The following is a 13,669-nucleotide window of genomic DNA, read 5'->3' as shown; positions in this document are numbered from 1 at the left end:
CGTACGTGCGCGAGCGGCCCGAGCCGCGCCGGATCGCCCGCACCGGGTACCGCGACCCCGGCGGCTCCACGCCGTTCCGGCAGGAGCAGGCGCTGAGCGGGGTGCGCGGCACCTGGGAGTCGCGCAGCGAGCAGGAGGGCGCCTCGGCCGAGGTCGCCGAGCGGCTCGGCCGCTCACCCGAGCGGCCGCCGTCATCGTGCCTCGTGCGTACTACTTCGCCGAGCCTCGTACTACCTCGGCAGTCCCGGTACTACCTCGGCGGGCTACTTCGTGTCCTCCGCGAGGGAACCGAGGTACAGGGAGATGACCTTCGGGTCGGACTGCAGCTCGCGCCCGGTGCCGGTGTACGCGTCCTTGCCCTGGTCGAGCACGTAGCCGCGGTCGCAGATCTGCAGGCAGCGGCGGGCGTTCTGCTCCACCATGATGATCGACACGCCGGCCTTGTTGATCATCCGGGTGCGCAGGAACGTCTCGTCCTGGCGCACCGGGGAGAGGCCCGCCGACGGCTCGTCGAGCAGCAGCACGGACGGGTTCATCATGAGCGCCCGGGCCATGGCCACCATCTGGCGCTCGCCGCCGGACATGGCGCCCGCCCGCTGGGTGCGGCGCTCGTGCAGCACGGGGAACAGGTCGCGGATGAACGACCAGCGCTCGTCGAAGACCCTCGGGCGCAGGTACACCCCCATCCGCATGTTCTCCTCGACCGACAGCGACGGGAAGACGTTGTTGGTCTGCGGCACGAACCCGACGCCGCGCGCCACGAGGGCGTTGGCCTTCATGCCGGTGATGTCGTCGCCCCCGAGGGTGACGGTGCCCGAGTGGATCTTGACCAGCCCGAACAGCGCCTTGAGCAGCGTGGACTTGCCGGCGCCGTTGGGGCCGATGATCCCCACCAGCTCGCCCTTGCCCACCTCGATCGAGCAGCCGTCGAGGATGTGCACCCCGGGGATGTAGCCCGCGACGAGGTTGTCGGCCCGCAGCAGGAGCTCCTTCCCCTCGGGGACGCCGCCCTTGTGGGTCTCGGTCGTCAGGGTGTCGCTCATCGCTTCTCCTCCTCGGCCTCGAGGCGGGCCAGGATCTCGGGGTCGAGCAGGGAGTCGTCGCCCAGGTCGGTGTCGTGGTGGGCGCCCAGGTAGGCGTCGACCACGGCCTGGTCCTGCATGACCGTCGCCGGCGGCCCCTCGGCCACGATCCGGCCCTCCGCCATGACCACCACCCAGTCGGAGATGTGCCGCACGGCGTGCATGTCGTGCTCCACGAACAGGACCGTCATGCCCTCGTCGCGCAGCGCCTGCACGTGCCCCAGGAGGGACTGCACGAGGGCGGGGTTCACGCCCGCCATCGGCTCGTCGAGCATGATCATCGTCGGGTCGGTCATGAGGGCGCGCGCCATCTCGAGCAGCTTGCGCTGCCCGCCCGACAGCGACCCGGCGAAGTCGTCGGCCTTCGCGTCGAGCTTGAACCGGGCGAGGATCTCCATCGCCTTCTCGGTGGCCTCCTTCTCGTGCGCCTGCCAGGTGAACGGCAACCAGGAGAGCCAGAAGCGCTCGCCGGGGTTCTTCGGGGACGCGAGCAGCATGTTCTGCAGCACCGTGAGCCGCGACAGAGCCTTCGTGAGCTGGAACGTACGGACCATTCCCGACTGGGCGACGCGCGCCCCGCTCTTGCCGGCGAGCGACTTCCCCTCGAAGCTCCAGCGCCCGCTCTCGGGCGTGTCGAAGCCGGTGAGCAGGTTGAAGAACGTCGTCTTGCCGGCGCCGTTGGGGCCGATGAGCGCGGTGATGGCGCCGCGCTGCACCTCCAGGTGGTCGACGTCGACCGCCGTCATGCCGCCGAAGCGGCGCACGACGTCGTCGGCCACGAGGATGGCGTCCGGCTTGGGCGCCCCGACGACGGGCTCGACCTGCGCGAGGTCGTCGCGCGCCTCGGCGGCGACGGCGGAGGTGGGGGCGACGGCGGCCGCGGCCGCGGCGTCGACGACGGACTCGGGCTGTCCGGCGGCGTCGTGCGCCTGGCCGGACGTGGTCTCTTCGGACATGTCAGCGGACATTGAAGGCCAGCTCCTTCTTGTTCCCGAGGATGCCCTGCGGCCTGAAGATCACGAGGAGCATCAGCGTGATACCCACCAGCATGCCGCCGATCTGCTCCACGTTGGTGGTGCTGATGACGTCCCCCACCCCGGTGTTCTCCGACAGGGCGCGCATCCCGGTACGCATGAACATGTAGGCGCCGAAGAAGATCATCGCGCCGAGCACCGGACCGAAGACGGTGGCGGCCCCGCCGAGCAGCAGCACCGTCCACACGAAGAACGTCATCGTGCGGCCCATCGCGTCGGGGGCGATGGTGATCGGCAGCACGTAGAGGACGCCCCCGAGGGCGCCGAGCATGCCGCCCAGCACCAGCGACTGCAGCTTGTACGAGTACACGTTCTTGCCGAGTGCCCGCACGGCGTCCTCGTCCTCGCGGATGCCCTTGAGCACGCGGCCCCAGGGGCTACGGGTGACGAGCCAGACGAACAGCAGGGCCAGGGCGACGACGCCCCACGCGAAGATCCGCGTCCACCAGGAGTCGGACCCGGTGTTGATGTACTCGAGCGGCCCGATGACGGTACGGCCGTCGGGCAGGGGTGACAGCTCCTGGAAGGTGCCCTTGTAGTTGCGGCCCTGGAGGCCGGAGGCCCCGCCGGTCCACTCCTGCAGCCAGGTGGACCGCCCGATCCACCGGATGATCTCCGCGGCGGAGATGGTGACGATCGCCAGGTAGTCGCCGCGCAGCTGGAGCGTCGGGATGCCGAGCAGCAGCGCGAAGAGCAGGCCCGCGACCAGGGCGACGAGCAGCGCGAGGAAGAACGGCGCGCCCGCGATCGTCGCGATGCCGAAGCCGTAGGCGCCCAGCAGCATGAAGCCGGCCTGGCCCATGTTGAGCAGCCCGGTGTACCCGAAGTGCAGGTTGAGCCCGATGGCGGCGAGCGCGTACGCGGCCGTCGTCGGGGCGATGAGCTCGGCGAGCGACTGGGTGAGGATTCTGAGGAACTCGTCCATGGTCGGTCTCCCTTCAGCCGATCCGCTCGCGGCGGCCCAGGATGCCCTGCGGCCGGATCAGGAGCACGAGGATGAGGATCACGAGCGCCGACGCGTACCGCAGGTCGCTCTGGATCACGAGGTTGGACAGCTCGACCACGAGGCCGATGAGGATCGACCCGACGAGGGCGCCGAACGCGGTGCCGAGGCCGCCGAGCGTCACGGCGGCGAACATGAGCAGCAGGAGCTGCACGCCGAGCTGCCAGTTGAACGACCCGAACGAGATGCCCCACATCAGCCCGGCCAGCGCGGCGAACGCGGTGGCGAGGATCCACACGACGCGGACCACCTTGTCGGGGTCGATGCCGGTGGCCGAGGCCAACGCCGGGTTGTCGGACACGGCGCGGGTGGCCCGGCCCAGCCGGGTGCGGGTGAGGAAGAGCGCGAAGCCGATCAGGCACACCAGCGCCACCGCCATCGAGATCCACGACGTGGTGCTGAGCGTGATCCCCAGCAGCGTCAGGGGCCGCGGGTTGGCCGACAGGATGCGCTCCGACCCGCCGCCGATGAGGAGCTGGATCACGTACTGCAGCGTGATCGACAAGCCGATCGAGACGATCATCAGCTGCATCACCGGGGTGCCCCGGCGGCGCAGCGGCCGCCAGATGGCGGCGTCCTGCGCGACGCCCGTGAGGGCGCAGATAGCGATGGTCAGCAGGCCTCCGACCCAGATCGACATGCCCATCTGGTTGATGGCGATGAAGCCGAGCGCGGCGCCGAGGGCGAACTGCTCGCCGTGGGCGAAGTTCGACATCCCGGTGGTGCCGAAGACGAGGTTGAGGCCGATGGACGCGAGGGCGAGCAGCAGGCCGAAGCGGATGCCGGAGCCGAACTGCTGCCACACCTGGCCCCAGGAGAAGGCCCGCTCGGAGGCGTCGCCCTCCGGCGCCGTCGCGACGCCGTCACCCTCGGTGGTGGTGCCGGTCCCGGCGTCGGTGCCCTCGTCGCCGCCCGGTGCGGTCGTGGTGGCCTCCGCGCTGGGGCTCTCGGAGGCCACGGCCTCGCCCCCGACCCGGAACGCGGCCCGTCCGGTGCCGCCGGTCTGGGCGGTGACCTGGAGCTCGGTCGACGCGCCGTCCGGCAGCTGCTCGCCCGCCGGCAGGGACGCGGGATCGAGCGTGAGGGTGTAGCGGCCGACCTCGGGCACCGCCACCGACGCGGGGGCGTCCGCCGTGGTGGTGACGGTCTCGTCGAAGCCGCCCGGACCGGTGATGGTCACCTCGGCGTCGGCGATCCGGTCGCCCGCGTCGTTCATGACGACGACGGCGACGCAGGCGGTCGAGTCGTCGGGCTTGCAGTCGGTCGCGACGGCGGTCGCGGCCCTCGTGCCCGCGGTACCGGTGCTGGTGGCACCCGTACTGATGCTGGTGGGGGCGCTGCTGGTGTGCGCCGCGTCCGCTCCTGGGGCTGCCTGCGCTGGTGGCGAGGCGAGCACTGCAGGGGCGAGGGCGATCGCGAGCGCTGCCACCGTGCGGCGCAGCGCGATCGCCCTGGTCGGTCGGTCCGTCGTCATCGGCCGGGTCCTCCGTGTGTCGATGTCGTTCCCCCGGGGCGAGCCCGGGGTTCCGCCCGCTCACCCCGTCGATGCAGGGACACTAAAGGCCCCATGTATCCGCGGCGTTTCGCGAGCGTGCCGCGAGTGTAGCGAGCCAGATGTGACGGAGATGACAGATCTAGGTCACAGTCCTGCATCGCGCGGGCGGAATCCGGGCGGCGGCCGCGCGGACCTAGGCTGGCCGGGTGCCCGACGACCTGACCGCTCCCGCAGACCTCGACGCCACGCCCGACACCGACCCCGGCGTCACGCCCGACCGCGCTCCCGTCGCGGAGCGCCGCCCCACCGTCCGCCGGCACCACGGCGACGAGTTCGTCGACGACTACGAGTGGCTGCGCGACAAGTCCTCGCCCGAGGTGCTGGCGCACCTGGAGGCGGAGAACGCGTGGACCCAGGCGCAGCTGGCGCACCTGGCGCCGCTGCGGCAGGCGGTCTTCGACGAGATCAAGGCGCGCACGCTCGAGTCCGACCTGTCGGTGCCCGTGCGGATGGGCGGGTCCTGGTACTACACGCGCACCGAGGAGGGCCGGCAGTACCCGATCCACGCGCGCGTGCCCGCCGCGGGGGAGTGGGCGCCCCCGCAGGTCGAGGCGGGCTCCGTGCCGCCCGGCGAGCAGGTGCTCCTCGACCAGAACGCCGCGGCCGACGGGCACGACTTCTTCTCCCTCGGCTCGTTCGACGTGTCCGAGGACGGCGCGCGGCTCGCCTACGCCGTCGACACCCAGGGCGACGAGCGGTTCACGCTGCGCGTGCGCGACCTGACGACGGGCGCGGACCTGCCCGACGTCGTCGAGGGCACGTTCCCGGGCGCCGTGCTCACGCCCGACGGCCGGTACGTCTTCTACCCCACCGTCGACGACGCGTGGCGGCCCTACCGGATCTGGCGGCACGAGGTCGGCACGCCGGCGTCGGACGACGTGCTGGTGCTGGAGGAGCCCGACGAGCGGTTCTGGATCGGCGTCGGGCTCACGCGCTCGCGCCGCTACCTGGTGATCGAGGCCGGGTCCAAGACGACCAGCGAGGCGCGCGTCCTGGAGGCGGACGACCCCACGGGCGAGTTCCGCGTGGTCTGGGAGCGGCGGGACGACGTCGAGTACACGGTCGAGCACGCCGTGCTGGGTGACGGCGACGGCGCGGGTCGCGACGCGCTCCTCGTGCTGCACAACGACGGCGCGGAGAACTTCGAGCTGGTCGTGACGGACGTGCCGGCGCGCGCCGACGGCGCGGGTGCCCTGGACCCGGCGGCCGCGCGCGTCGTCGTGCCCCACGACCCGGACGTGCGCCTCGAGGGCGTGGACGCCTTCGCGCGCCACGTGGTGCTGAGCCTGCGGCGCGAGGCGCTGCCGCGGGTCGCGGTCGTCGACCTGGCGCGCACGACGGGGGAGCAGTCGTGGACGGCGCGGGAGATCGACGTCGACGAGCCGCTGTTCTCGGTGGCCCTCGACGCGAACCCCACGTGGGAGCAGCCGCTGCTGCGCGTGCAGCACACGTCGTTCGTCACGCCCGCCACGGTGGTGGACGTCGACCTCGCCACGGGGGAGCGGCACGTGCGCAAGCGGCAGCCCGTGCTGGGCGGTTACGACCCGGCCGACTACGCGCAGCACCGCGAGTGGGCGACCGCCGAGGACGGCACGCGCGTGCCGATCAGCCTGGTGTGGCGGCGCGACGCGGTGACGCTCGACGGCTCCGGCACGCGCGCCGAGCCCGCACCGCTGCTGCTGTACTCGTACGGCGCGTACGAGACGAGCATCGACCCGTACTTCTCCGTCCCGCGCCTCAGCCTGCTGGACCGCGGCGTCGTCTTCGCCGTCGCCCACGTGCGCGGCGGCGGCGAGCTGGGCCGGCACTGGTACGACGACGGCAAGCTCGCGGCCAAGGAGCACACCTTCACCGACCTCGTCGCGTGCGGGCGGCACCTGGTGGAGACGGGCTGGACGTCGCCGGAGCGGATGGTGGCCGACGGCGCCAGCGCGGGCGGGCTCACCGTGGGCGCGGCGCTCAACCTGGCGCCCGACCTGTTCGCCGGCGTGCTCGCGGGCGTGCCGTTCGTCGACGCGCTCACCTCGATGCTCGACCCCACCCTGCCGCTCACCGTCGTCGAGTGGGACGAGTGGGGCGACCCCCTGCACGACCCCGAGGTGTACGCCCGGATGAAGGGGTACGCGCCGTACGAGAACGTCCCCGACGACGCGTCCGCGTACCCGCGGGTGCTGGCGACGACGTCGCTGCACGACACCCGCGTGCTGTACGTGGAGCCCGCCAAGTGGGTCGCGCGGCTGCGGGCCGCCGGCGCCCCGGCGCTGCTCAAGATCGAGATGTCCGCCGGGCACGGCGGTGTCTCCGGGCGGTACGCGCGCTGGGAGGAGATCGCGTTCGAGCACGCGTGGACGCTGGACGTCCTCGGCGCGGCGTGAGTGACGTCTGCGCGACCGGTGCGCGCCGCGGGTGAACCCTGCGTGGCCGATCCCACATCGCGGGGTTGGAACGGCGGGCGCGCCCCGGACGTCGTAACGTCGCGGGGCCGGGGTCGCGCGACCCCGCCAACTCGTCGCTGAGCCGGCTCCGTGCGCTCGCGCACGACCGGTCGTCTGGAGCTCGTGTGTCAGGAAACGCCACCACCAGGTTCGCAGGGGTCTCCCTGCTGGCCGTGACCAGCAGGATCCCGGCCGGGGTGCGGACCTCGGCCGCCGTGCAGCGGCGGCTCGCCCCCGCGCTGCGCCGACTGCGGCTCCCCACCACGCTGCTGGAGCGCGTCGCCGGCGTGCGCGAGCGGCGCGCCTGGGCCGCCGACGAGGACGTCGACGACGCGACCGTCGCCGCCGGGCGCGAGGCGCTCGCCGTCGCGGGCGTCGACCCCGCCGACGTCGGCCTGCTCATCAACACCTCCGTGACGCGCCGCCACCTCGAGCCGTCCGTCGCGGTGCGGCTGCACCACGGGCTGGGGCTGCCGTCGTCGGCCGTGAACTTCGACGTCGCCAACGCCTGCCTGGGCTTCATCAACGGCATGAGCCTCGCCGCCGGGATGATCGAGTCCGGCCAGGTCCGGTACGCCGTCGTGGTGGACGGCGAGGACGCCGACGTCATCCACGACCGCACCATCGAGCGGCTCCTGCAGGAGGACCGCAGCCGCGACGACTTCATGCAGGAGTTCGCGTCGCTCACCCTCGGCTCCGGCTCCGCCGCGGCCGTGCTGGGGCGCACGGACGAGCACCCCGAGGGGCACCGCGTCCTCGGCGGCGTCACGCGCGCCGCGACGCAGTTCCACGACCTGTGCGTCGGCAGCACCGAGGGCATGTTCACCGACGCGAAGGCGCTGCTGGAGGGCGGCCTCGAGCTCGTGGTCGACGCCTGGAAGGACGCCGTCGCCGACTGGGACTGGGCACGCATGGACCGCTACGTCACCCACCAGGTGTCGCGCGTGCACACCGACGCCATCGTCGAGGCCGTCGGCCTGGACCGGGCCAAGGTGCCCACCACGTACGAGCGCTACGGGAACGTCGGGCCCGCATCCGTGCCCCTCACCCTCGTGGAGCAGCAGGACTCGCTGAGCGCCGGCGACCGCGTGCTCCTCATGGGCGTCGGGTCCGGCATCAACACGGCGATGCTGGAGCTCGCGTGGTGACGGGCGTGCCCGCCCCGACCCCCCGCCCCGCCGACACCGCGCCCCCGGGCCTGCCCGGCCTCGACCCGCGCCACAGCCACGTGCTCACCGACGCGCGCGGCGCGTCGTGGCACTACCTCGACAACGGGCCCGAGCTGGCCGCGCGCGGGCACGAGCCCGTCGGCACCGTGCTCGCCGTGCACGGCAACCCCACCTGGTCGTACCTGTGGCGGCGGCTCGTCGCCGACGCGCTGGACGCGGCCGACGCCGGCGCGCCCGCCTGGCGCGTCGTCGCCGTCGACCAGCTCGAGATGGGCCTGTCCCAGCGCACCGGCGAGCACCGGCCGCTCGCCCGCCGCGTCGCCGACCTCGGCGCGTTCACCGACGCGCTCGGCCTGACGGGGCCGGTCGTGACGCTCGGCCACGACTGGGGCGGCGTCGTCTCGCTCGGCTGGGCCGTCGACCACCCCGACCTGCTCGCCGGCGTCGCGCTGCTCAACACCGCCGTGCACCAGCCCGACGACGCGCCGGTCCCCGCGCCGCTGCGCCTCGCCCTCGCCGGACCCGTGCACCGCCTCGGCACGCGCACCACCCGCGCGTTCCTGGAGACGACGCTGTCGCTGGCCCGCCCGCGGCTGGCCGCCGACGTCGCCGCGGCCTACCGCCTGCCCTACCTCGCCGCCGACGAGCGCGACGGCATCGAGGGCTTCGTCGCCGACATCCCCACAGGCGCCGCCCACCCCAGCGCGCCTGAGCTGGACCGCATCGCCGCCGGCGTCGCCCGCCTCACCGTGCCCGCCGTCCTGCTGTGGGGGCCGCACGACCCGGTCTTCTCCGACCGGTACCTCGACGACCTCGTGCGCCGCCTGCCGCACGCGCACGTGCACCGGTTCGCCGACGCCGGGCACCTGATCGCCGAGGACGCGGACTGGACGCCGGCCGTGCTGCGGTTCGTGTCCGAGCTCACCGGCCCCTCCGCCGCGAGCAACACCCCGCCGTCCGCTCCGGCGGACGAGTCCGCCGCGCCGTTCGTGCCGCTGTGGGCGGCGCTGGACGCGCGGGCCGACGACGACGCGCCTGCGGTGCTGGACATGACGACCCAGGGCGCGGACGGGCGGCCGTTCACGGCGAGCTGGCGTGCGCTGGACCGGCAGGTGCGGCGCATCGCTGCGGGGCTGCACGGCATCGGCGTGCGGCGGGGCGACCGGGTGTCGCTGCTGGTGGAGCCGGGCCCCACGCTGACGGCGCTCGTGTACGCGTGCCTGCGGATCGGCGCCGTCGTGGTGGTGGCCGACGCCGGGCTGGGCGTGCGCGGGCTGACGCGGGCGCAGCGGGGCGCGTGGCCGCGGTTCGTCGTCGCGCAGCGCAAGGGCCTGGCCGCGGCGCGGGCGCTGGGCTGGCCCGGCGTGCGGATCTCGGCCGAGCCGCTCGCCCCGGCGGTGCGCCGGGCGCTCGGCGTCACGCACGAGCTGGTCGACGTCGCCCGGGCGGGCGAGGGGCAGCCGCTGCCGCCCGAGCCGGGGGCGGACGACGAGGCCGCCGTGCTGTTCACGTCGGGCTCGACGGGCCCGGCGAAGGGCGTCGTCTACCGGCACGCCGAGCTGTCGGCGCTGCGCGACGCGCTCGCCGCGCACTTCGACGTCGGGCCCGGCACGGGCCTCGTCACCGGGTTCGCGCCGTTCGCCCTGCTGGGGCCGGCGCTCGGTACGCGGTCGGTGACGCCGGTGATGGACGTGTCGTCGCCCGCGACGCTTACCGCGCGCGCCGTCGCCGACGCGGTGACGGCGTCCGACGCGCGCATCGTCTTCCTCTCCCCGGCGGCGATCCTCCACGTCGTCGACACCGCCGACGCCCTGGACGACGCCGACCGGGCGGCCCTCGCCCGGGTGCGGACCTTCCTGTCGACGGGCGCGCCGATCTCGGCCGGGCTGCTGGGCTCGGCGGCGGCGCTCATGCCGTCCGCGACCCCGCACACCCCGTACGGGATGACGGAGTGCCTGCTCGTCACGGACATCACGCTCGAGGGGATCCGGGACGCGGCCACGGCGCCGGACGCCGGCGTCTGCGTGGGCCGGCCCGTCGGCGGCGGCGAGGTGCTGGTCAGCGCGCTCGACGCGGACGGCGACGCGACCGGCGCGCCGTCCGCGGATCCCGGAGTGCTGGGCGAGGTGCTGGTGCGCGCCGGGCACCTCAAGGAGCGCTACGACCGCCTCTGGCTCACCGACCTCGCCGCCGAGCGCGACACCCCGCCGGGCCGCTGGCACCGCACGGGCGACGTCGGGCACCTGGACGACCAGGGCCGCCTGTGGATCGAGGGGCGCCTCGCGCACGTGCTGCGCACCGCCGACGGGCCGCTGGCGCCCGTGGGCCCCGAGCAGCACGTGGAGCGGGTGCCCGCGGTGCGGCGCGCCGCCGTCGTCGGCGTCGGGCCCGCGGGGGTGCACCAGGCGGTCGCCGTCGTCGAGACCACCGACACCACGCGCCGCCCCGGCCTCGCGCCGGACGACCTCGCCGCCGCCGCGCGTGCCGCGTCGCCGGTGCCGCTGGCCGCCGTGCTGGCCGTGCCGCGCATGCCCACCGACGTACGGCACAACTCCAAGATCGACCGCACCCGGCTGGCGAGGTGGGCGGACGGGGTGCTCACCGGCGGACGGGTGGGGCAGCCGTGACGGTGCTCGTGACCGGCGCGTCCGGGCTGCTCGGCGGCGCGGTGGCGCGGGCGCTCGTGGCCCGAGGGGACGACGTGCGGACCCTGCAGCGGCGCCCGTCCGGCGTCGACGGCGCGGCCGACGTGCTCGGTTCCGTCACCGCCCCGGAGGTCGTCGCACGGGCCGTCGAGGGGGCCGACGCCGTCGTGCACCTCGCGGCCAAGGTGTCTCTCGCGGGGGCGGCCGCCGAGTTCCACGAGGTGAACGTGGGCGGCACGCGGACCCTGCTGGACGCCGCCGAGCGCGCGGGCGTGCGCCGGTTCGTCCAGGTGTCGTCGCCGTCGGTCGCGCACCTGGGGACGTCCCTGGTCGGCGCCCCGGCCAGCCCCGCCGACCCCGAGGGGGCGCGCGGCGACTACGCGCGGACCAAGGCCGCCGCCGAGGTGCTCGCGCTGGGGCGCGACGCCGGCGGTGCCCGGGGCGGCGGGCCGCGGGTCGTCGCCGTCCGGCCGCACATCGTCTGGGGGCCGGGGGACACGCAGCTCGTGGAGCGCGTCGTCGACCGCGCCGCCCACGGACGTCTCCCGCTGCTGGGCCACGGCGCGGCCCTGATCGACACGCTCTACGTGGACAACGCCGCGGACGGCATCCTCGCCGCCCTCGACCGCCTCGGCGACGCGCCCGACGTCGTCGGCGGGCGGGCGTACGTGCTCACAAACGGCGAGCCGCGCACCGTCGCCGACCTGCTGTCCGGCATCTGCCGGGCCGCGGGCGTCCGCCCGCCCGCGTGGCGGGTGCCCGCCGGCCTGGCACGGTCGGCCGGCGGCCTCGTCGAGGCCCTGTGGCGGGTGCGTCCCGGCGCCGACGAGCCGCCGATGACGCGCTTCCTCGCCGAGCAGCTGTCCACCGCGCACTGGTTCGACCAGCGGGCCACCCACCGCGACCTGCGCTGGGTCCCGGCGGTGAGCGTCGACGAGGGGCTGCGCCGCCTGGCGGCGCACTACGGGGCGTCCGCGCCGCCCCTGCCGTAGCTCCCCCCGGACGCCGTCCGCCACGCGCGAGCACGACACGCCGCTGCCAGATGAACAACAGGTGAACAGTCCCGGAACAGTTCACCGAACGGCCCACCGGCGGTCGAAAACGCTCAGGTCCACCCCCCACGATGGGTGCCGTGACCGAGACGCTTCTGCTCGCGCTCGTCGTCGTGACCGCACTCGCCTTCGACTTCACGAACGGGTTCCACGACACGGGCAACGCGATGGCCACCTCCATCGCCACCCGAGCCCTCAAGCCCCGGACCGCCGTCGCGCTGTCCGCCGTCCTCAACCTCGTCGGCGCCTTCCTCTCCCTCGCCGTCGCCGCCACGATCGCCAAGGGCATCGTCGACGCCGGGGTCATCACCCTGCCCGTCGTCCTCGCCGGCCTGGTCGGCGGCATCGTCTGGAACCTCATCACCTGGCTGTTCGGCATCCCGTCGAGCTCCTCGCACGCCCTCGTGGGCGGCATGGTGGGCGCCGTGCTCGCCGCCGTCGGCACGTCGGGCGTGCTGTGGGAGGGCGTGATCGCCAAGGTGCTCGTGCCCGCCCTCATCGCCCCCGTGGTCGCCATCGCGGTGGCCGGCGTCGGCACGTGGCTCGTGGCCCGGCTGACCCGCGGCGTGCCGCAGGACGTGACGAACCGCGGCTTCCGCTGGGGCCAGATCGGCTCCGCGTCGCTCGTCTCCCTGGCGCACGGCACCAACGACGCGCAGAAGTCGATGGGCATCATCCTGCTCGCGCTCATCGCGGGCGGCGCGGTGCCGGCCGACTCCGGCGTCCCGTTCTGGGTCATCCTGTCCTGCGCCCTCGCGATGGCGGTCGGCACCTACCTGGGCGGCTGGCGGGTCATCCGCACCCTCGGCAAGGGCCTCGTCGAGATCGACACCCGCCAGGGCATGGCCGCCGAGACGTCGTCCGCCGCCGTCATCCTGCTGTCCAGCCACTTCGGCTTCTCGCTCTCGACGACGCACGTCGCCACGGGCTCCGTGCTCGGGTCGGGCGTCGGCATGCCGGGCGCGAAGGTCCGGTGGAGCGTCGCGGGCCGCATGTTCGTGGCCTGGATGGTCACCCTCCCCGCGGCCGGCCTGGTCGGCGCGCTGTGCCACTGGCTGGAGTCGTCCATCGGCGGCGCCGCCGGCACGATCGCCGTCTTCGTGCTGCTGGTCGTGACGTCCGCGGCGATCTGGGTCGCCTCGCGGCGCAAGCCCGTCGACCACACCAACGTCAACGAGGCCTGGGACGAGGAGAAGGGCGCGTCCGTCGAGTCCGTCGCCGCCACCACCGGCGAGGCCGGCGGCGAGCGCGTCGGGCCCGTGCCCGCCGTGGCCACCGCCTCGTCCGTCGCGCCGGCCGTCGGTGCCGTGGGCACCGTCAGCGCCCCGTCCAACCCGAAGGTGGGAGCATGAACTTCATCGAGTGGGGCTCGCTCGGCCAGGTCCTCGTGGCCGGCCTGATCGTCGGCGCCGGCATCCCTGCGCTCTTCGCGCTCGGGCTGCGGCTGCTGGCCGGCACGACGTCGGCCGACGCGCCGGGCGGTCCGGTCGCCCGGTCGTCGTCCGACGCGAACGACGCCCCGACGTCGCGCACCGTCGCCATCCCGCGCCCGTCGCCGGCCCGCCTCGCGGGCGCCATCGCCTGCATGGGCGTCGTGGTCGGGGCCATCGCCTTCGGGCTGGTCTTCCTGGTCTCCGGCGGCCACTGACCGACCTACCTTCGAGCACGCGATCCGTCGCGCCATCTGGTCGGAT

Annotated in this window: 10 protein-coding genes; 6 read left to right on the top strand and 4 right to left on the bottom strand. The window is 74.3% G+C overall.

Going from position 1 to position 13,669, the window contains the following annotated elements; genetic code table 11:
- Positions 1-263: 263 nt before the first annotated feature.
- The 4 genes from ACFWEK_RS10195 to ACFWEK_RS10180 are packed head-to-tail and all read right to left on the bottom strand — an operon-like array spanning position 264 to position 4,593.
- Positions 264-1,043: an ABC transporter ATP-binding protein gene (locus ACFWEK_RS10195; protein ID WP_430547605.1), complete on the bottom strand. Its 780-nt coding sequence runs from the start codon at positions 1,041-1,043 to the stop codon at positions 264-266.
- Positions 1,040-2,038: an ABC transporter ATP-binding protein gene (locus ACFWEK_RS10190; RefSeq protein WP_430553973.1), complete on the bottom strand. Its 999-nt coding sequence runs from the start codon at positions 2,036-2,038 to the stop codon at positions 1,040-1,042. Before ACFWEK_RS10190 ends, ACFWEK_RS10195 begins: the two co-directional genes overlap by 4 nt.
- 1 nt (position 2,039) lies before the next feature.
- Positions 2,040-3,041, bottom strand: a complete 1,002-nt coding sequence (locus ACFWEK_RS10185; RefSeq protein WP_430547603.1) for a branched-chain amino acid ABC transporter permease — start codon at positions 3,039-3,041, stop codon at positions 2,040-2,042.
- Positions 3,042-3,054: 13 nt separating this feature from the next.
- The gene (locus ACFWEK_RS10180) at positions 3,055-4,593 is read right to left on the bottom strand and encodes a branched-chain amino acid ABC transporter permease (protein ID WP_430547602.1); all 1,539 of its coding nucleotides are present in this window, start codon (positions 4,591-4,593) and stop codon (positions 3,055-3,057) included.
- Between the two features lie 239 nt (positions 4,594-4,832).
- On the opposite strand from ACFWEK_RS10180, the gene ACFWEK_RS10175 reads away from it, so the two are divergent.
- The 6 genes from ACFWEK_RS10175 to ACFWEK_RS10150 all read left to right on the top strand — a co-directional run bounded on the left by ACFWEK_RS10175 (position 4,833) and on the right by ACFWEK_RS10150 (position 13,623).
- A complete protein-coding gene (locus ACFWEK_RS10175) occupies positions 4,833-7,049 on the top strand; it encodes a S9 family peptidase (RefSeq protein ID WP_430553974.1) in 2,217 nt (738 codons plus the stop codon).
- Positions 7,050-7,234: 185 nt separating this feature from the next.
- A complete protein-coding gene (locus ACFWEK_RS10170) occupies positions 7,235-8,257 on the top strand; it encodes a 3-oxoacyl-ACP synthase III (RefSeq protein ID WP_430547601.1) in 1,023 nt (340 codons plus the stop codon).
- A 5-nt stretch (positions 8,258-8,262) separates the two neighbouring features.
- On the top strand, positions 8,263-10,905 hold the full coding sequence (locus ACFWEK_RS10165; protein ID WP_430553972.1) for an alpha/beta fold hydrolase: 2,643 nt from the start codon (positions 8,263-8,265) through the stop codon (positions 10,903-10,905).
- Entirely contained in the window at positions 10,902-11,915 is a 1,014-nt protein-coding gene (locus ACFWEK_RS10160; protein ID WP_430553971.1) for an NAD-dependent epimerase/dehydratase family protein, read from the top strand. The genes ACFWEK_RS10165 and ACFWEK_RS10160 overlap by 4 nt, the downstream gene beginning before the upstream one ends.
- A gap of 131 nt (positions 11,916-12,046) precedes the next feature.
- On the top strand, positions 12,047-13,327 hold the full coding sequence (locus tag ACFWEK_RS10155; RefSeq protein WP_430547598.1) for an anion permease: 1,281 nt from the start codon (positions 12,047-12,049) through the stop codon (positions 13,325-13,327).
- Positions 13,324-13,623 carry a hypothetical protein gene (locus ACFWEK_RS10150; protein WP_430553970.1) on the top strand — a complete coding sequence of 100 codons (300 nt, stop codon included), beginning with the start codon at positions 13,324-13,326 and terminating at the stop codon, positions 13,621-13,623. The genes ACFWEK_RS10155 and ACFWEK_RS10150 overlap by 4 nt, the downstream gene beginning before the upstream one ends.
- Positions 13,624-13,669: the final 46 nt, after the last annotated feature.

Source organism: Isoptericola sp. NPDC060257 (assembly GCF_042726645.1).
Classification (GTDB): domain Bacteria; phylum Actinomycetota; class Actinomycetes; order Actinomycetales; family Cellulomonadaceae; genus Isoptericola; species Isoptericola nanjingensis.
Note: the sequence above shows the minus strand (reverse complement) of the source record. Positions and strands in the feature narration are given on the sequence as shown.

Excerpts from the sequence above, each read along its gene's own strand:
- ACFWEK_RS10155 (WP_430547598.1), top strand. The coding sequence starts at position 12,047 with ATGGGTGCCGTGACCGAGACGCTTCTGCTCGCGCTCGTCGTCGTGACC.
- ACFWEK_RS10180 (WP_430547602.1), bottom strand. The coding sequence starts at position 4,593 with ATGACGACGGACCGACCGACCAGGGCGATCGCGCTGCGCCGCACGGTG.
- ACFWEK_RS10195 (WP_430547605.1), bottom strand. The coding sequence starts at position 1,043 with ATGAGCGACACCCTGACGACCGAGACCCACAAGGGCGGCGTCCCCGAG.
- ACFWEK_RS10185 (WP_430547603.1), bottom strand. The coding sequence starts at position 3,041 with ATGGACGAGTTCCTCAGAATCCTCACCCAGTCGCTCGCCGAGCTCATC.
- ACFWEK_RS10190 (WP_430553973.1), bottom strand. The coding sequence starts at position 2,038 with ATGTCCGAAGAGACCACGTCCGGCCAGGCGCACGACGCCGCCGGACAG.
- ACFWEK_RS10150 (WP_430553970.1), top strand. The coding sequence starts at position 13,324 with ATGAACTTCATCGAGTGGGGCTCGCTCGGCCAGGTCCTCGTGGCCGGC.